General features: G+C 70.0%; 17 protein-coding genes. 5 read left to right on the plus strand and 12 right to left on the minus strand.

Features of this window, described 5'->3' with window-relative positions:
• Nucleotides 1-314: 314 nt before the first annotated feature.
• Nucleotides 315-620: a 30S ribosomal protein S14 gene (rpsN, locus tag VFF46_RS24135; RefSeq protein ID WP_325039475.1), complete on the minus strand. Its 306-nt coding sequence runs from the start codon at nt 618-620 to the stop codon at nt 315-317.
• Nucleotides 621-788, minus strand: coding sequence for a 50S ribosomal protein L33 (rpmG, locus tag VFF46_RS24140; protein WP_325039476.1), 168 nt, complete (start codon nt 786-788; stop codon nt 621-623). It lies immediately after the preceding gene.
• Nucleotides 789-890: 102 nt separating this feature from the next.
• Between rpmG and VFF46_RS24145 the strand changes: the two genes are divergently transcribed.
• The 3 genes from VFF46_RS24145 to VFF46_RS24155 all read left to right on the plus strand — a co-directional run bounded on the left by VFF46_RS24145 (nt 891) and on the right by VFF46_RS24155 (nt 3,834).
• Complete coding sequence (locus VFF46_RS24145) at nt 891-1,994, plus strand: GTP-binding protein (protein ID WP_325039477.1); 1,104 nt, start codon at nt 891-893, stop codon at nt 1,992-1,994.
• Nucleotides 1,991-2,236 (plus strand): type B 50S ribosomal protein L31, encoded by a 246-nt coding sequence (locus VFF46_RS24150; protein WP_325039478.1) that lies wholly within the window; start codon nt 1,991-1,993, stop codon nt 2,234-2,236. The genes VFF46_RS24145 and VFF46_RS24150 overlap by 4 nt, the downstream gene beginning before the upstream one ends.
• 176 nt (nt 2,237-2,412) lie before the next feature.
• Nucleotides 2,413-3,834 carry an aromatic amino acid ammonia-lyase gene (locus VFF46_RS24155; protein ID WP_325039479.1) on the plus strand — a complete coding sequence of 474 codons (1,422 nt, stop codon included), beginning with the start codon at nt 2,413-2,415 and terminating at the stop codon, nt 3,832-3,834.
• Between the two features lie 112 nt (nt 3,835-3,946).
• On the opposite strand, the gene VFF46_RS24160 is transcribed toward VFF46_RS24155, so the two are convergent.
• The 7 genes from VFF46_RS24160 to kdpF are packed head-to-tail and all read right to left on the minus strand — an operon-like array spanning nt 3,947 to nt 12,592.
• Nucleotides 3,947-4,789 carry a hypothetical protein gene (locus tag VFF46_RS24160; RefSeq protein WP_325039480.1) on the minus strand — a complete coding sequence of 281 codons (843 nt, stop codon included), beginning with the start codon at nt 4,787-4,789 and terminating at the stop codon, nt 3,947-3,949.
• 49 nt (nt 4,790-4,838) lie between these two features.
• On the minus strand, nt 4,839-5,516 hold the full coding sequence (locus VFF46_RS24165; RefSeq protein WP_325039481.1) for a response regulator: 678 nt from the start codon (nt 5,514-5,516) through the stop codon (nt 4,839-4,841).
• Complete coding sequence (locus VFF46_RS24170) at nt 5,494-8,088, minus strand: sensor histidine kinase (protein ID WP_325039482.1); 2,595 nt, start codon at nt 8,086-8,088, stop codon at nt 5,494-5,496. Before VFF46_RS24170 ends, VFF46_RS24165 begins: the two co-directional genes overlap by 23 nt.
• A gap of 17 nt (nt 8,089-8,105) precedes the next feature.
• The gene (gene kdpC / locus VFF46_RS24175) at nt 8,106-8,726 is read right to left on the minus strand and encodes a K(+)-transporting ATPase subunit C (RefSeq protein ID WP_414673085.1); all 621 of its coding nucleotides are present in this window, start codon (nt 8,724-8,726) and stop codon (nt 8,106-8,108) included.
• Between the two features lie 13 nt (nt 8,727-8,739).
• On the minus strand, nt 8,740-10,830 hold the full coding sequence (gene kdpB, locus VFF46_RS24180; RefSeq protein WP_325039491.1) for a potassium-transporting ATPase subunit KdpB: 2,091 nt from the start codon (nt 10,828-10,830) through the stop codon (nt 8,740-8,742).
• 11 nt (nt 10,831-10,841) lie between these two features.
• Complete coding sequence (kdpA, locus tag VFF46_RS24185) at nt 10,842-12,503, minus strand: potassium-transporting ATPase subunit KdpA (RefSeq protein WP_325039484.1); 1,662 nt, start codon at nt 12,501-12,503, stop codon at nt 10,842-10,844.
• Nucleotides 12,503-12,592, minus strand: a complete 90-nt coding sequence (gene kdpF, locus VFF46_RS24190; protein WP_325039485.1) for a K(+)-transporting ATPase subunit F — start codon at nt 12,590-12,592, stop codon at nt 12,503-12,505. Before kdpF ends, kdpA begins: the two co-directional genes overlap by 1 nt.
• 136 nt (nt 12,593-12,728) lie before the next feature.
• Between kdpF and VFF46_RS24195 the strand changes: the two genes are divergently transcribed.
• Nucleotides 12,729-13,346: a hypothetical protein gene (locus VFF46_RS24195; RefSeq protein ID WP_325039486.1), complete on the plus strand. Its 618-nt coding sequence runs from the start codon at nt 12,729-12,731 to the stop codon at nt 13,344-13,346.
• Here the strand turns inward: VFF46_RS24195 and VFF46_RS24200 are convergent.
• Nucleotides 13,343-14,137, minus strand: a complete 795-nt coding sequence (locus tag VFF46_RS24200; protein WP_325039487.1) for a PhzF family phenazine biosynthesis protein — start codon at nt 14,135-14,137, stop codon at nt 13,343-13,345. The two genes, VFF46_RS24195 and VFF46_RS24200, sit on opposite strands and share 4 nt — an antisense overlap.
• Nucleotides 14,138-14,261: 124 nt before the next feature.
• Here VFF46_RS24200 and VFF46_RS24205 point away from each other — a divergent pair, with 124 nt between their 5' ends.
• Complete coding sequence (locus tag VFF46_RS24205; RefSeq protein ID WP_325039488.1) at nt 14,262-15,338, plus strand: TIGR03118 family protein; 1,077 nt, start codon at nt 14,262-14,264, stop codon at nt 15,336-15,338.
• 59 nt (nt 15,339-15,397) lie between these two features.
• Here the strand turns inward: VFF46_RS24205 and VFF46_RS24210 are convergent, their stop codons facing one another.
• Complete coding sequence (locus tag VFF46_RS24210; protein WP_325039489.1) at nt 15,398-16,276, minus strand: MarR family winged helix-turn-helix transcriptional regulator; 879 nt, start codon at nt 16,274-16,276, stop codon at nt 15,398-15,400.
• Between the two features lie 13 nt (nt 16,277-16,289).
• Nucleotides 16,290-16,915 (minus strand): class I SAM-dependent methyltransferase (locus VFF46_RS24215; protein ID WP_325039490.1); only part of this gene is annotated, 626 nt, incomplete at its 5' end.

Consider the following 16,915-nt stretch of genomic DNA (forward strand, 5'->3'; position numbering starts at 1 on the left):
GTAGACCACGCCGGCCACCCGGTAGCCGCCATCAGCGTCACCTTCCGCACCGACACGGTCCCACCCACCGACCGCCCCCACCTGGCCCACAAAATCCGCCAAGCCGCCAAAGCCCTAACCCGCCGCCTCCACGGCTAGAACCAACAGGCGGGGTACTACGGCGGTTAAGAACTGACGGGCGAGGCACTACGCGAGGCGTACCAGGACCGGACGCGACACCGGGAGCGGGAGATCGTGCCGGGCGCGGAGGCTGGACTGTGGCTGGGTTTCGCCAGCTGATTCCCACGACTCGACGACCGCGGTTCGCTCGCGTGCTACCAGGACGACTTTGTGATTCCGGGGAGTTCGCCTCGGTGGGCTAGTTCGCGGAAGTGGATTCTGGAGAGGCCGGCTTTGCCTATGTACCCGCGGGGCCGGCCGTCGGTGGTGTCTCGGTTGCGGATGCGGGTGGGGCTGGCGTCTCTCGGGAGTTGCTGGAGACTCCGCTGGGCTTCGGCGCGGGCCTCGGGCGGCGTAGCGGGGGCGGCGATAATCGCCTTGAGGGTTGCGCGGCGGGGTGCGTGGTGAGACGCGACGCGTCGGCGGTGGTTGTTCCTGGCGATCTTCGCCGCGGTGGCCATCTAGCGCTCTTCGCGGAAGTCGGTGTGGGCGCGGAGAGTGGGGTCGTACTTGCGGATTACCAGCCGATCGGGATTGTTGCGGCGGTTCTTGCGCGTTACGTAGGTGTAGCCGGTGCCGGCGGTGCTGCGGAGTTTGACGATGGGGCGGAGGTCGTTGCGCTTGGCCATGCTGTCCTTTCTGTTGTCTACCAGAACGCCGTCGGGGTGGCGGGCATTCCGCCGGACAGGGTACGTTGTAGTGGTTATCGTTTTCAATAAGAGGGAGGGTCGATGCTGCCGGTGACCTTGCTGACGGGGCTCGACGACGGGTTCCGGGGCGCCGTCGCGGGGAATCTGCTGGCCGAGGCCGGCCCCAGGGGCGTTCTGGTGGAGTACGACGTACGCGACCTGAGCGCCGTCGTCCGTACCGCCCGGACCGCCGCGGGCGTGATCGACCGCGAGGTGATCACGATGAGCCACCCGTGCGTGTCCTGCGCGATGCGCGGCTCCCTCGTTCAGCTGCTCGCCGGCATCGCGGCCGTCGAGCGGTACGACGTGGCGATCGTCAACGTCCCGGCCGCCGGCGATACCCACGCGATCACGACCGAGGTCGACCAGCACCCCGACCTCCGCGTCGCCCTGGTCGTCACCAGCGTCGACACCACGACCGTCCTCACCGACGTACAGGGCGAGGACCTGCTCCGCGAACGCGGCATCCCGACCGCGGCCGAGGACGGGCGCGCGACCGCGGAGGTCGTCGTACGGCAGCTCGAGTACGCCGACGCCGCCGTCCTCAGCACCACCGACAACCGCACCACCGACAACCGCACCGCCGACGACCGCACCGAAGGCCTGCTCCGGGCGATCAACCCGAGGCTGTCGACCCGGACCAGCCCCGCAGGACTCCTGCAAGTACACCCGCAACTCCCCCGCACCATCGAGCCCGGCTCGATCGCCGCGCCGGTGGACGGGCTGACGTTCGTCTGGCAGGCGGTCCGGCCGTTCCACCCCGAGCGCCTGTACGACGCCCTCGAGGACCTGGTCGCCGGCACCGTCCGCGGCCGCGGCACCCTGTGGATCGCGACCCAGCACCGCTACCGGCTGAGCTGGGACAGCTTCGGGACGAACGTCGCGTTCGGCGTCCTCGGCCCGTGGCTGGTCGACCTCCCGGCGGACCGCTGGCCGGCGGTCGGGCAGCAGCACCAGGCCCGGTCCGCGCTCGAGTGGCATCCCGAGTACGGCGACCGCGCGTCGTACCTGTCGCTGACCGGCCCCGCGCTGGACGTCCGGGAATTACAGGAGCGCCTCGACGGTTGTGTACTCCGTGCGGACGAAGCGGTACACCCCCTGACCGATCCGTTCGCTCCCTACTTGGAAGGAAGTACCGCAGCATGAAGAAGGACATCCACCCCGACTACCGCCGGGTCGTCTTCCGGGACAAGTCCGGCAACTTCAGCTTCCTCACCGGTTCGACCCGCGAGAGCAACGAGACCGTCGTCTGGGAGGACGGGAACACCTATCCCGTCGTCGACGTCGAGATCTCGTCCGCGAGCCACCCGTTCTACACGGGCCAGCAGCGCGTGATGGACACCCAGGGCCGCGTGGAGAAGTTCAAGAGGCGCTACGGCCAGAAGTGACCCACAGCCCGTCAGGCAACTGACGGGCTGTCTTCTTTCGCGCGACCCCCGGGCTGGGGAGGATTTTGCGCCCGATTCGGGACAAGATCCTCCCCAGGTCCGAGCGTCTCGGATTCGAGACGGGGGATCAGCGCGGCAGATAGCTGTCGGCGGGGTGCGGGTTTCACACTGTGGGGATGGAACCGGTCGAGCTCACGGGTGCCGGGCTGGCACCGCTCGATGCCGTGGCCTTGGGGCAGCGGCGTACGGCGGTGCGGCTGGGTGACGACGCGCGGAAGCGGATGCGGGAGTCGGCGCAGGTGGTGGCCGAGGTGGCGCGGCGACGGCCGGTGTACGGGCGGACGACCGGCGTCGGGGCGAACCGGGACGTGCTCACGTCCGACCCGGAGCACGGCGCCCGGCTGCTGGCGTCACACTCCACCACCGGTACGACGTCGTACCCGAAGGACGTGGTCCGGCTCGGTCTGCTGATCCGGGTGAACCAGCTGGCGGCCGGCGGCTCCGGGCTCGAGCCGGCGGTCGCCGACGCGATCGTCGGCCTGCTCAACGACGACGACCTGCCCGACCTGCACCGCGGCGGCGCGATCGGTACCGGCGACCTCGGCCCGCTCGCCGAACTCGGGCTCGCCCTCGGCGACGTCATCGACGGCACCAGCGCGCTCCCGCTGCTGTCCAGCAACGCGTTCACGCTGGCCGAGTGCTGCCTGGCGTACGTCGAGGCCGCCACGCTGATCGAGGTCGTACCGCTGGTCGGCGCGCTCACGCATGTCGCGCTCCGCGGCAACGCCGAGGTGTACGACGTCCGCGTCCACGAGGCTCGCCCGCAACCCGGGCAGGTCCGGGTCGCCAGGAGGATGCGCGACCTGCTCGACGGCCTCCCGCTGACGCCGCTCCGCGTCCAGGATCCGTTCGGCCTGCGGGCGTTCGCGCAGGTACTCGGACCCGCGGTCGACCATTCCGATGCCCTGGGCAACAGTGTGCGGATCGACATCAACGCCGCCGCGGAGAACCCGCTGGTGGCCGGCGACACCGTGCTGCACAACGGCAACTGGCACGCGATGCCGATCGCGCTCGCGCTGGACTCGCTCCGGCTCAGCCTGCACAGCGTCGCGACCCTGTCCACCACCCGGGTCGCGAACCTGGTCGACCCGGACTACAGCGGCCTGAGCCGGTTCCTGGCCAGCGGCGCCGAGGCGAGCTCCGGCGTGATGATGATCGAGTACGTCGCCCACGACGCGCTCGCCGCGGTCCGGTCCGCCGCCCAGCCCGCGACCCTCGGTACGGCGACGTTGTCCCGCGGTGCCGAGCTGCACGCGAGCTTCGCCCCGCAGGCCGCCGTACTGACCAAGCAGCTGCTGGACGCGCTCCGCGAGGTCCTAGCGAGCGAGCTGGTCACCGCCGTCCGCGCGATCCGGCTTGCCGGGATGACCCCCGACGACCTGTCCCCCGCCGCCGTCAGTCCCTGGCTGGCCGACGCGCTCGCCGCGCTGCCGGGCGACCTGGCCGACCGCTCACTCCGCGAGGACCTGGAAATCGCCCGCGGTCTGCTCACCCAGTGGGGCGATCGCCAGGTCGAACACCCGGCTGAATCCGGCTAGGCGTACCGAAGAACGGGTAGTGGTCGGCTCTGCACGCGGCGGTCACGCTCAGCGGTTACCGTCGTGGCCAAGAGTCCGGGACCACTACCCGTTCTTCGGTACACAGACCAGCTCAGAGGCGGTTGTAGGCCTTCAAGGTGCGGAGCGCGCCGACGGTGACGATGCCGCGGTACTCGAGGGTGGCGGCGGGGCCCGGCGGTTCCCAGGTGATGGCCCAGCCGCCGTCGGGCTGCTGGTCGGCGATCAGGCGGTCGAGGTGGGCGTCGAGCTGTTCGTCGGTGAAGAGCGGGCGCCACACGCTGTCCGGCGTCGGCGCGAGGCCGAGTGGCGTCACGCCGTACGACGGGTCGTTCGCGTCGGCGCGGTAGTTCTGGAGCTTCGGGAGCCACTCGCGGACCCGGTCGAGGTCGGCTTTGCCGCGGTGTTCGAGGAACTCGAGTACTTCGTGCAGGCCGTGCGCGTCCTCCGGGAGGCCGTTCGCCAGTTCGGCCTCGCACCAGGCGGCGGCCTTGTCCCGCCACGGGTGCTCGATGCCTAGCTTGTACAGCCGAGCGACCAGCCCGGCGGTCGGGTTCAGGCCCGGCTGGTACGTCCACTCGGTCATGTGCTCCGCGCGCGGGTAGCCCTCGACGGCCGGGCCGCACAGCGGTACGGCGCCGTCCGGGGTCGCGACCGAGGCAAGCCAGTCGACCGCCCGCCGCACCATGTCGTCGTCGCGGGCACCGGCCGCGAGCAAGGTGTCGAACGCGACCTCGACGTCGAGCGGCAGGCTGTCCGGGCACCGTTTGTCCGGCTCCAGCCCCCACCCGAACCCACCGTCGGCGTTCTGGAATCCGCGCAGCGCGTCCACCACGCCCTGCGCCTGCGCCCCCTCGAACACCGTCGCGAACAGCCGCCGCTCGAGCACCCGAGCATCCCGCCGTACGAAGTCCCGTCCTGCCGTGTACATGTCCATGCCCACACCCTCCCGCAGGCCGGCCCGCCCTGTCTTGAACGAATCGGACTTACGGCTCGAAGCGGTAGCCCATGCCCGGTTCGGTGAGGAGGTGCTTCGGGCGGGCGGGGTCGGGTTCGAGTTTGCGGCGGAGCTGGCCCATGTAGAAGCGCAGGTTGCCGCTCGCGGTCTCGTAGCCGGGGCCCCAGACCTCGGTCAGCAGCTGGCGTTGGGACAGTAGCTTGCCGGGGTTGCGGACGAGCACCTCCAGCAGGTGCCACTCGGTCGGGGTGAGGCGGATGTCCTCGCCGTTCTCCAGCGTGACGCGCTTCGCGGACAGGTCGACCACCGCGCCGCCGACCATCACCATCGGCTGGTCCTGCGCGAGGTTGCTGCGCCGCAGTACGGCGCGCATCCGGGCCAGCAGCTCGTCGATCCCGAACGGCTTCGTCACGTAGTCGTCGGCACCGGCGTCCAGCGCCTCCACCTTGTCGGTCTGGTCGGCGCGCCCGGACAGCACCAGGATCGGCGCGTCGGTCCAGCCACGCAGGCCGCGGATCACCTCGACGCCGTCGAAGTCCGGCAGCCCGAGGTCCAGGATCACCAGCTCCGGCGGGTGCTGCGCGGCCACCTTCAACGCCGACGTACCGGTGCCGGCCAGGTGCACCTCGTACCCCCGCGCCTTCAGGTTGATCTGCAACGCCCGCACGATCTGCGGCTCGTCGTCAACCACCAAGACCCTGGTCATGGGCCCCTTCCTGTTCGGACCGCTCCCGGGCGCCGGGGACGGGTACGTCGGGGCGCGCGGCGGCGGCCGGGATCGCGACCACCATGGTCAGTCCACCACCTGGCGTGTCCTCGGGCTGCAAGGTGCCGTGCATCGCCTCGGCGAGTCCGCGGGCGAGCGCCAGCCCGAGCCCGACGCCGACCGTGTTGTCGGTGTCGCCGAGCCGCTGGAACGGCGCGAACACCCGGTCCCGGTGCTGCTGCGGGATGCCCGGCCCGCGGTCGATCACCCGGATCTCGACGGTGGCGCCGAGCGCGCTCCCGGTGACCAGCGGCGGCCGGCCGGGCGGCGAGTAACGGATCGCGTTCGCCAGCAGGTTCGCGACCACCCGCTCCAGCAGCGCCGGATCCGCCTCGACCAGCGGCAGCGTGTGCGGGATGTCGACGGTCACGCGGTCCGCGTTCTCGCCGAGCTCGGACAGTACGCCGGGAAGGATCTCGTCGAGCGCCATCGGCCGCGTGAACACCGGGAGTACGCCGGCCTGCAGGCGACTGAGGTCCAGCAGGTTGTCCACGAGCCGCGAGAGCCGGTCCAGCGACTCGTCCGCGGTCTCCAGCAGCTCGGCCCGCTCGGACTCGCTCCACTCCACGTCGTCGCTGCGCAGCGAGGTCACCGACGCCTTCGCCGACGCCAGCGGGGAGCGCAGGTCGTGCCCGACCGCCCGGAGCAACGCAGTACGCAACTTGTCGGCCTCGGCCAGCGGCTTCGCCTCCGCGGCCGCCTCGCTGAGCCGGGCGCGGTCGACGAGCGCGGCCGCGTGCGCCGCGAACGCGCCGACCAGCCGCCGCTCGTCCGCCTCCAGCTGATGTCCTTGCAGCACCAGCACCAGATCGTCGCGCGCCGGGATCTCCGCGTCGGCCTCCTCCGGACGGGTGCAGGTCAGTACGCCGGCCGACGCGAGCGGCCGCCATTCCTCGGTCAGCTCGTCGTCGTCGACCCGCTCCATCAGGCACGCGCCGGTCATCCCGAACGCCTCCCGGACCCGGTCCAGCAGGGCGGGCAACGCGGTCTCGCCACGCAGTACCGAACCGGCCAGGGTCGCGAGCGTCTCCGATTCCGCGGCTGCCCGGGCCGCCTGCCGGGTCCGCCGGGCCGCCCGGTCGACGACGGTACTGACCATCCCCGCGACCAGGATGAAGGTGAGCAGTGCGAGGGCGTTGTTCACGTCGGCGATCGTGAACGTCCGCTTCGGCGGGGTGAAGAACCAGTTCAGTACCAGCGACCCGCCGATCGCGGTCAGCATCGCCGGCCACATCCCGCCGACCAGCGCGACGACCACGACCGCGAACAGGAATGCCAGCACGTTGCTGGTCAGGTTGAGCGTGTCGCCGCCCAGCCCGAGGACCAGCGCGAGCAGTGGTTGCAGGACGACGGCGAGGACGAAACCCTGGATCTTCCGGCGCCGCGACAGGCTCCCCCGCGGCCGCGGCAGCCGTCCCCGGCCCATCAGCGAGTGCGTGACGATGTGTACGTCGATCTCGCCCGAATCGCGGATCGTGGTGGCGCCGATCCCAGGCCCGGTGAACAGCGATCCGAACCGCGAACGCCGGCTGCCGCCGAGCACCAGCTGGGTCGCGTTCTCCGCCTTCGCGAAGGTGAGCAGCGCGGCCGGGATGTCGTCGCCGACCACCTGGTGGTACGTACCGCCGAGCTTCTCGACCAGGTTCCGCTGCTGGGCCAGCTTGCTCGGGTTCGCGCCGGTCAGGCCGTCGGACCGCGCAACGTGGACGGCGAGCAGGTCGCCCCCGGCCGAGCGGGCGGCGATCCGGGCCGCGCGGCGGATCAGGGTCTCGCCCTCGGGGCCGCCGGTGAGCGCGACCACGACCCGCTCCCGGGCCTCCCAGGTGGAGTCGATGTCGTGCTCGGCACGGTACTGCTGCAGGCCGGCGTCCACCCGGTCCGCCAGCCAGAGCAGCGCGAGCTCCCGCAGTGCGGACAGGTTGCCGACCCGGAAGTAGTTGCCCAGGGCAGCGTCGATCTTGTCGGCGGCGTACACGTTGCCGTGCGCCATCCGCCGGCGCAGCGCCTCCGGCGTCATGTCGACCAGCTCGATCTGGTCCGCGGCCCGGACCACCCGGTCCGGGACCGTCTCCTGCTGCGGTACGCCGGTGATCTTCTCGACCACGTCGTTGATCGACTCGAGGTGCTGGATGTTGACCGCCGAGATCACGTCGATCCCGGCCGCCAGCAGCTCCTCGATGTCCTCCCAGCGCTTCTCGTTCCGGCTGCCCGGGATGTTCGTGTGCGCGAGCTCGTCGACCAGCGCGACCTCGGGCTGCCGGGCCAGTACGGCGTCCAGGTCGAGCTCGGTGAAGCCGGCGCCGCGGTAGTCGACGATCCGCCGCGGCACCACCTCGAGCCCTTCCAGCATCTCGGCGGTGTGCACCCGGCCGTGCGTCTCGACGAACCCGACCACCACGTCGGTCCCGCGGGCGCGCCGGCGCAGGCCCTCGCCCAGCATCTTGTACGTCTTACCGACACCGGGCGCGGCACCAAGATAAATCCGCAGGTCCCCGCGGCCGCCCTTGCTCATGTCCCCATGCTCTCAGCTCAGCCCAGCTGGGCCAGTGCAGCGTTGAGCGTGACCACGTTGACCGTCGGCTCGCCCAGGAAGCCCAGCACCCGGCCGTGGGTGTTCGCCTTGACGAGCTTCTGGACCTCCTGCACGCTCAGGCCGCGCTCCCGGGCGACCCGGTCGACCTGCAGAGCGGCGTACGCCGGGCTGATGTCCGGATCGAGACCGCTGGCGCCGGCCGTGACCGCGTCCGGCGGGACCTGGGACGGGTTGACGCCCTCCAGCGCCGCGACCGCCTTGCGCCGGGTGTCGACCGCGGCGACCAGGTCGGCGTTGTTCGGACCGAGGTTCGACCCGCCGCTGGCGGCCGCGTCGTACCCGCTCGCCGACGGACGGGTCTGGAACCACTTCGGGTCCGCGACCATGATCGCGTTGCCCTTGTCGTCCTTCGTGCCGCTGTCCATCGTGTACGCCTGGCCGATCAGGTCGGAGGCGACCGCCTTGCCGTTCACCTGGATGATCGAACCGTTCGCGTTGCCGTGGAACAGCGCCTGGGCGGCTCCGGTCATCACCAGCGGATAGACGATCCCGAGGACGACCGTGAAGAACAGGAGCGCCTTGGCCGCTACCGCGAGCCGGCGGAAACTGCTTGTCATTGACAACTACCTTTCAACGGAGACCGGGGATCAGCGAGATCACGAGGTCGAGGAGCTTGATGCCGATGAACGGGCTGATCAGCCCACCGATGCCGTAGATCAGCAGGTTGCGGCGCAGCATCGCCGACGCCGAGGACGGCCGGTACCGGACGCCGCGCAGCGCCAGCGGGACCAGCAGCACGATGATCAGCGCGTTGAACACGATCGCGGACACGATCGCCGACTGCGGCGAGTGCAGGCCCATGACGTTGAGCTTGTCCAGCCCCGGGTACGCCGAGGCGAACAGCGCCGGCAGGATCGCGAAGTACTTCGCCACGTCGTTCGCGATCGAGAACGTGGTCAGCGAACCGCGGGTGATCAGCAACTGCTTGCCGATCTCGACGATCTCGATCAGCTTGGTCGGGTTCGAGTCCAGGTCGACCATGTTGCCGGCCTCCTTCGCGGCCGACGTACCGGTGTTCATCGCGACGCCGACGTCGGCCTGCGCGAGCGCGGGCGCGTCGTTGGTGCCGTCACCGGTCATCGCGACCAGACGGCCGCCCTCCTGCTCCTTCTTGATCAGCGCCATCTTGTCCTCGGGCGTCGCCTCGGCCAGGAAGTCGTCGACCCCGGCCTCGTCGGCGATCGCCTTCGCCGTCAGCGCGTTGTCGCCGGTGATCATCACGGTCCGGATGCCCATCGCCCGCATCTGGTCGAACCGCTCCCGCATCCCCTCCTTGACCACGTCCTTGAGATGGATCACGCCGAGCGGACGAGCCGTCCCGTTGATGCTCTCGGCAACGACCAGCGGCGTACCACCGGAGGCCGAGATACCGTCGACGATCTCGCCGAGGCGCGCGTCCGACGTACCGCCGTGCCGGCCGATCCACGCGTTCACGGCACCCGCCGCACCCTTCCGTACCTGCCGGTCGTCGACGTCCACGCCGCTCATCCGGGTCTGTGCGGTGAACTCCACGAACGTTGCGTGCGGCAACTCTCCGGTGTGCCGCTCGCGCAGCCCGTACCCGGTCTTCGCCAGTACGACGATCGACCGGCCCTCGGGCGTCTCGTCGGCCAGGCTGGACAGCTGCGCGGCGTCCGCCAGCTCGGTGTCCGACACGCCCTGCACCGGGATGAACTCGGCGGCCTGCCGGTTCCCGAGCGTGATGGTGCCGGTCTTGTCGAGCAGCAGCGTGTTCACGTCACCCGCGGCCTCGACCGCGCGGCCGGACATCGCCAGTACGTTGCGCTGCACGAGCCGGTCCATCCCGGCGATCCCGATCGCGGACAGCAGCGCGCCGATCGTCGTCGGGATCAGCGCGACCAGCAGCGCCACCAGGATCACGATGCTCAGGTTCGTGTGCGCGTAGTTCGCGAACGTCGGCAGCGTCGCGGTGGCGATCAGGAACACGATCGTCAGACTGGCCAGCAGGATGTTCAGCGCGATCTCGTTCGGCGTCTTCTGCCGGGACGCGCCCTCGACCAGGGCGATCATCCGGTCGATGAAGCTCTCCCCCGGACGGGTGGTGATCTTCACGACGATCCGGTCCGACAGCACCTTCGTACCGCCGGTGACCGCGCTCCGGTCGCCGCCGGACTCCCGGATCACCGGTGCCGACTCGCCGGTGATCGCCGACTCGTCGACGCTCGCCACGCCCTCGACGACGTCACCGTCGCCGGGGATGATCTGGCCGGCCTCGACGACCACCCGGTCGCCGAGCTGCAACTGGGTGGCCGGAACCTCCTCCTCGGCACCGTCCTTGGTCAGGCGCCGCGCCGTGGTCTCGGTCTTGGCCCGCCGCAGGGTCTCGGCCTGCGCCTTGCCCCGGCCCTCGGCGACCGCCTCGGCCAGGTTCGCGAAGATCACGGTCAGCCAGAGCCAGACCACGATCCACCAGACGAACACGCTGGGATCGGTGATCGCCTTGACCGTGGACGCCACCGCGCCCACCTCGACCACGAACATCACCGGGTTCTTCCACATCACCCGCGGGTCGAGCTTGCGGACGGCGTCCGGCAACGAGGTCAGCAGCAGCTTCGGGTCGAACGCACCCGACGGCGCCTTCTTCACCGCCGACCCTGAATCTGTTCCAGGAGCTCGCTTCGGTGCCGGAGCCGGGGTCATCGTCTGCGTGGTCACAGTCCCTCCGCGAGGGGTCCTAGAGTCAGTGCGGGGAAATAGGTCAGGCCGGTCACGATCAGCACGACGCCGACGAGCATCGTGACGAACAGGGCCTTGTGGGTGGGCAGCGTGCCCTGCGTCACGGGTACCGGCTGCTGCCGGGCGAACGAGGCTGCCAGCGCGAGGGCGAAGACGATCGGCACGAACCGGCCGAGCAGCATCACCAGGCCGAGGGCAATGTTGTAGAAGGGGGTGTTCGCGCTGATCCCGGCGAACGCGCTGCCGTTGTTGTTACCGGCCGACGTGAACGCGTACAGCACCTCGGAGAAGCCGTGCGGGCTGCCGGTGTTGAGGATCGACGCGCGGGCGGACGCGAGTCCCATCGCGATCGACGCGCCGACCAGAACCAAGGTCGGTGTCGTCAGGATGTACAGCGAGACCAGCTTCATCTCGCGGGCGGTGATCTTCTTCTTCAGGTACTCCGGTGTCCGCCCGACCATCAGGCCCGCGACGAACACGGCCAGGACGGCGAGCATCAGCATGCCGTACAGACCGGTACCGGTACCACCGGGCGTCACCTCGCCGAGCATCATGTGGAACAGCGGTACGCCGCCGCCCAACGGGGTGAACGAGTCGTGCATCGAGTTCACCGCGCCCGTCGACGTACCCGTCGTCGAGACCGCGAACAAGGACGACGCCCACTCACCGAAGCGGGTCTCCTTGCCCTCCATCGCCGCGCCGGCCGCCTGGGTCGCCGTACCCGCGCCCTGCACCTCGAACAGGGTCGTGAGGACGACGAACGCGCCCCAGATCGTGCCCATCACGCCGAGGATCGCGTAGCCCTGGCGCTTGTCCCTGACCATCACCCCGAACGTCCGCGTCAGGCAGACCGGGATGAGCAGCAGCAGGAAGATCTCGAACAGGTTGGACAACCCGTTCGGGTTCTCGTACGGGTGCGCGGAGTTCGCGTTGTAGTACCCACCGCCGTTGGTGCCGAGTTCCTTGATCACCTCCTGGCTGGCGACGGTACCGCCGGGGAGATGCTGGGTCTGGCCAACGACCGAGGTGACCTCGTGCCCGCCGGAGAAGTTCTGTACGACGCCCATCGCGACCAGTGCGAGGGTGCCGACCACGGCGATCGGCAGCAGCACCCGCAGTACGGTCCGGACCAGGTCGACCCAGAAGTTGCCGAGCCGATCGGTCTGGGACCGGGCGAAGCCGCGGATCAGCGCGACCGCGACGGTGATGCCGACCGCCGCGGAGAGGAAGTTCTGTACGGCGAGGCCGGCGAACTGGACCAGGTGACCCATCACGGCCTCGGGGACGTAGTTCTGCCAGTTCGTGTTCGACACGAACGACGCCGCGGTGTTGAACGCGAGGCCGGACTCGACGTTCGGCAGGCCGAGCGACACCGGCAGCCAGTGCTGCAGCCGCTGCAGCAGGTACAGCAGCACGACGCTGAGCGCGGAGAACGCGAGCAGCGAGCGGGCGTACACCGCCCAGGTCTGGTCGGCCTTCGAGTCGACCCCGAACAGCTTGTACGTCCAACGCTCCACACGGAGGTCCTTGCCGGACGAGTAGACCCGGGCCAGATAGCCGCCGAACGGGCGGTAGACCGCCGCCAGGCACACGAGTAGGAGGCCGACCTGTAACAGGCCGGCTGCGGTGTCGGACATCAGAACCTCTCGGGGAAGACCAGGGCGGCGATCAGGTAGAGGACCAGCACGACGGCCACGACCAGGCCGGCGATGTTCTCAGGATTCACGCCTCTACTGGACCTCGCTGATTGCCCCGTCAGGAGGGTTCTCGCAGGTCTCTCACACCCGCTGACGCAGCTCTCACAGGCCTCTCACATACTTACGGCTGGTATCTCCACCGACAGTGAAGGAAAGATTCCGCACGTGACTGAACTGGACACCCCCGCCGAGCAGTTCTTCTCCGCGGAGACCCGGGCCGCGCTCGCCGAGGCCAGCCGCAAACTCGCCGAGCGGCTGCAGGCGCACACCGACGCGCTGGTCGCGATGACCGGCGACGAGGACCACACCACGCTGTTCGAGCACAACGCGGCGCTCGAAGGCGTGGTCGAGGACTGGAACGACGCCGTCTTCGAACACACCGGTACGACGGCGCTGCTGCTCGACGACTCGGTCGAGGACGAGGACGACGAGGCGGCCGAGCCGGACCAGCTGATCAGCGTGGTGTCGCGCTTCGACCTCCGGGTCGTCGACCTGGACGAACTCCTGGAGGCCGGCCGGGCCGCGCAGGAACGGCACCCGGCCGAGCTGGACGAGTCCGGCGACCGCGAGCCGGTGGACAACGCCGAGCAGGCGATCTACGAGATCAGCCGCGAGGTCGGCGAGGCCTGGTTCGAACTACCCGGCACCGAGCTGATCGCCGGCGCCCGGGCGTACGTCGTCCCCGAGCCGCCCTTCGAACCACTGGACCCCGACGCCGAGGACGTCCTCACCGAACTCATCGCCCCGAACGGCGTCGCCACCCACGCCGAGACCTGGGCCTAGACGAGGAGCTCGCCGTCCAGGACGGTGACGGCGGACCCCTTGAGGTAGACGCGCTCGCCGTCCAGGACGACCTGCACCACGCCGCCGCGGGCGGACGCCTGGTAGCCGACCAGCGCGTCCCGCCCGAGGCGCCCGGCCCAGTACGGCGCGAGGCCCGTGTGCGCGCTCCCGGTCACCGGGTCCTCCGGGATTCCGCTGCCCGGCGCGAAGAACCGCGACACGAAGTCGTACTCGTTTCCCCGTGCTGTCACGATCACGCCGCGCAGCTTGTCCCGGTCGGTGATCGCCGCGATCTCGTCGTACTGCGGGACCACCGCACGCACCGTCGCCTCGTCCCGTACGACGACCAGCAGGTCGCGGAGCTCCCCGGTGACGTACGCCTCGACAGCCTCCACCTCCAGGGCTGCCTCGAGTCCGTCCGGGACCGGAGTGGCGATCGGCCGGTTGACCGGGAAGTCGAGCGTGATCCCGTCCTCCGCGACGTCGGCGACCAGCACCCCGCTCAGGGTCGCGAACGAGGTCTTGCCCTTCAGCGCGAGCACGTGAGCGGTGGCGAGGGTCGCGTGCCCGCAGAGCACGACCTCCTTCGCCGGCGTGAACCAGCGCAGATCCCATTCCGCCTCGGCGCCGTCCGACGGCCGCACGAACGCGGTCTCCGCGTGTTTCATTTCCGCCGCGACACTCTGCATCCAGCTGTCGTCCGGCCAGGGCCCGGCCTCGAGTACGCACACCCCGGCCGGGTTGCCCGCGAACGGTCCGTCGGCAAACGCATCCACCACGCGAATCCTCATACCCCCGACGCTAATCAGCCGCCACGTGCGCGGACCAGATCCAGTTCTGGTGCAAGTGGCCTTGAACCGGGCGCGGGTCCGGCACGTATCGAGGACGTCCACATCTCGATCCAGGGGGAGTGTCATGTCTTTGCGCGCACTTGCAGTTGCCACCGCGTTCGCCGGGAGTCTCGCACTGGTTACGCCCGCGGCCGCCGACGCACACGGTCCGTCGCACGAGCTCGCCGTACGGCAGGTCAATCTTGTCTCCGACCAGGCCGGCAAGGCGGTACTCCAGGATCCCGACCTGGTGAACCCGTGGGGTCTGTCGCTCGGCGCGACCACCCCGCTGTGGGTGTCCGACAACGGTACGTCGGCGTCGACGCTGTACTCGTCCGCGCCGGGCTCGGGCACCGCCACGAAGGTGTCGGCGATCCGGCCGACGATGCCGTCGCCGACCGGGCAGGTCAACAACCCCGGCACCGGGTTCGTCCTGAGCAACGGCACCACCAGCGCACCCGCGAACTTCATCTTCGCCACGGAGACCGGTCAGATCGCGGCCTGGAGCCGGGCGGTCGACCCGCCGATGGGCGCGGCCGAGATCAAGGCCACCACGCCCGGCGCCAAGTACAAGGGCCTGGCGCTGGCCGCGAACCAGCTGTACGCCGCCAACTTCACGCAGCACCGGATCGACGTGTTCGACAGCTCGTTCAAGCCGGTGAAGCTGCCCGCGTGGGCGTTCCGCGACCGGCACGTGCCGGCGTCGTACGGCCCGTTCAACGTGCAGGCGCTGGACGGCCGGATTTTCGTGTCGTACGCCAAGGTCAACGCGAAGACCGGTGACGAGATCGACGGCCGCGGCCGCGGGTTCGTCGACGAGTTCAGCACCGGCGGCAGGCTGATCACCCGGGTCGCCACCCGCGGCTCGCTGAACGCGCCGTGGGGCCTCGCGATGGCTCCGGAGAGCTGGGGTGCACCGGAAGGCACGCTCCTGGTCGGGAACTTCGGCGACGGCCGGATCAACGTCCTGGTACCCCGGTCGCGGCACCGCTTCGAGCCCGCCGGCCAGGTCCGCGACACCACCGGCAAGACGCTCGTGATCGACGGCCTGTGGGCCCTGCTCCAAGGCACACCGACCACCGGCGGCCCCGACGTCCTGTGGTTCTCCGCCGGCACCGACCACGAGTCCCACGGCCTGGTCGGCCAACTCCAGAAGCCGTAGTCACGAGGTTGGGGAGGATCTCGTGCCGATTCGGGCGGGAGATCCTCCCCAACCCGGGGTCAGGCGGGCAGGGGCTTTTCGAACCAGTGGTGGGCGTACGGCTCGTCGTTGAAGCGCGGGACCTCCTGGTAGCCGGAGGTGCGGTAGAGCGCGATCGCCTCGCTCAGATTGCGGTTGGTCTCCAGGCGTACGGCGGAGGCACCGTGCGCGAGGGCGGCGTGTTCGAGCTCGGTAAGGAGGCGGCGGCCGAGGCCCAGCCCGCGGGCATCGGGTGCCACCCACATCCGTTTGATCTCGGCCGGATCCGAGCCCTGCAGCTTGAGCGCGCCACAGCCGACCGGCTCCGACCTGAGCGTTGCCATCAGCAACAACCCGGCCGGTGGGGTGAGTTCGGCGTTGTCCGCCGAGATACTCCGGCTGCGATCGAACCCGTCGTCGAACCGGCGGCCGAGCTCAGCGAAGTACTGCGCCAGGCAGTACTGCGCCGCCGGCAGCCGTGGATCGACCGCCGCCACCCGCACCATCGAGGCAGTCAGCAAGCGCGTGACCTCGTCCATCGCAGTCACCAGCCGCTCCTGCTGCACCTCGCTCAGCGGCTCCAGGATCGACGCGGCCAGCTCGTCCGACCGCTCGTCCAGCACCTGCCGTTCGGCCAGACCCTCCTCGGTCAGCCGGGCCATCCGCACTCGCGCGTCCGCGGCGTCGGGCTCGACCCGCACCAGCCCGGCGCGTTCCAGCGAGCGCAGCAGCCGGCTCAGGTAGCCGGAGTCGAGATCGAGACGGGCCCGCAGCGATCGGACGTCGCACCCGTCCGTCCCGATCTCCCACAACACCCGGTCCGCCCCGAGCGGCCGGCCGCGAGCCAGGTAGTCCTCCTGCAACGCCCCGACCCGCTGCGTCACCATCCGGTTGAACCGCCGCACCTCCATGACACCCATTCTCTGACTTTAGTCAGACATCTGCCCGTCGCCCTACTGCCTGGATTGCCCGCACCCGGCCGTCCGCCAGGGCCTCGGTGAGGTGTTTGACGCGGTCGCGGAAGTTCGGTACGAACGTCTGTAGGCCGAGCGGGCTGGGCGGGAGCGCCTGGATCGTCCGCATGATCGCTCCGACCGTCTCGGTCAGGTCCTCCCAGTGCTCGACGGTGAAGCCGGCAGCTTCGATCGTCGCGCGCAGGGCTTCCGGCGTACGGAGATGGCTGTAGGCGGCGGTATCGGCCCACGGCAACGGGTAGTCGAGGGGACGCCCGTCGCCGGCGGCCAGATCCCACAGGGCGAGCCGGCCGCCGGGCTTCAGGACCCGCGCTGCCTCCCGGTAGAGCGCGTCCTTGTCCGCCACGTTCATCTGGACGTGCTGACTGAACACGACGTCGTACGAGGCGTCGTCGAAGGGCAGCGCGGTCACGTCGGCCCGCCGTACGGCGATCCGGTCGTCCAGGCCGACGAGCCCGTTGAGCCACCGCGCCGTCTCGCAGTACTCGTCCGAGAGGTCGACGGCCGTGACCGCGCACCCGAAACGGTCGGCGACGTAGCGCGAGGTACCACCGATGCCGGCACCCGCGTCGAGCACCGCACTGG

The organism is Kribbella sp., assembly GCF_035655035.1.
In the GTDB taxonomy this organism is placed as follows: Bacteria; Actinomycetota; Actinomycetes; order Propionibacteriales; family Kribbellaceae; genus Kribbella.

Excerpts from the sequence above, each read along its gene's own strand:
- kdpB (WP_325039491.1), bottom strand. The coding sequence starts at position 10,830 with ATGACCCCGGCTCCGGCACCGAAGCGAGCTCCTGGAACAGATTCAGGG.
- VFF46_RS24160 (WP_325039480.1), bottom strand. The coding sequence starts at position 4,789 with ATGGACATGTACACGGCAGGACGGGACTTCGTACGGCGGGATGCTCGG.
- rpmG (WP_325039476.1), bottom strand. The coding sequence starts at position 788 with ATGGCCAAGCGCAACGACCTCCGCCCCATCGTCAAACTCCGCAGCACC.
- VFF46_RS24210 (WP_325039489.1), bottom strand. The coding sequence starts at position 16,276 with ATGGGTGTCATGGAGGTGCGGCGGTTCAACCGGATGGTGACGCAGCGG.
- VFF46_RS24150 (WP_325039478.1), top strand. The coding sequence starts at position 1,991 with ATGAAGAAGGACATCCACCCCGACTACCGCCGGGTCGTCTTCCGGGAC.
- VFF46_RS24200 (WP_325039487.1), bottom strand. The coding sequence starts at position 14,137 with ATGAGGATTCGCGTGGTGGATGCGTTTGCCGACGGACCGTTCGCGGGC.
- VFF46_RS24155 (WP_325039479.1), top strand. The coding sequence starts at position 2,413 with ATGGAACCGGTCGAGCTCACGGGTGCCGGGCTGGCACCGCTCGATGCC.
- kdpC (WP_414673085.1), bottom strand. The coding sequence starts at position 8,726 with ATGACAAGCAGTTTCCGCCGGCTCGCGGTAGCGGCCAAGGCGCTCCTG.
- VFF46_RS24145 (WP_325039477.1), top strand. The coding sequence starts at position 891 with ATGCTGCCGGTGACCTTGCTGACGGGGCTCGACGACGGGTTCCGGGGC.
- kdpA (WP_325039484.1), bottom strand. The coding sequence starts at position 12,503 with ATGTCCGACACCGCAGCCGGCCTGTTACAGGTCGGCCTCCTACTCGTG.
- VFF46_RS24205 (WP_325039488.1), top strand. The coding sequence starts at position 14,262 with ATGTCTTTGCGCGCACTTGCAGTTGCCACCGCGTTCGCCGGGAGTCTC.
- VFF46_RS24165 (WP_325039481.1), bottom strand. The coding sequence starts at position 5,516 with ATGACCAGGGTCTTGGTGGTTGACGACGAGCCGCAGATCGTGCGGGCG.
- rpsN (WP_325039475.1), bottom strand. The coding sequence starts at position 620 with ATGGCCACCGCGGCGAAGATCGCCAGGAACAACCACCGCCGACGCGTC.
- VFF46_RS24170 (WP_325039482.1), bottom strand. The coding sequence starts at position 8,088 with ATGAGCAAGGGCGGCCGCGGGGACCTGCGGATTTATCTTGGTGCCGCG.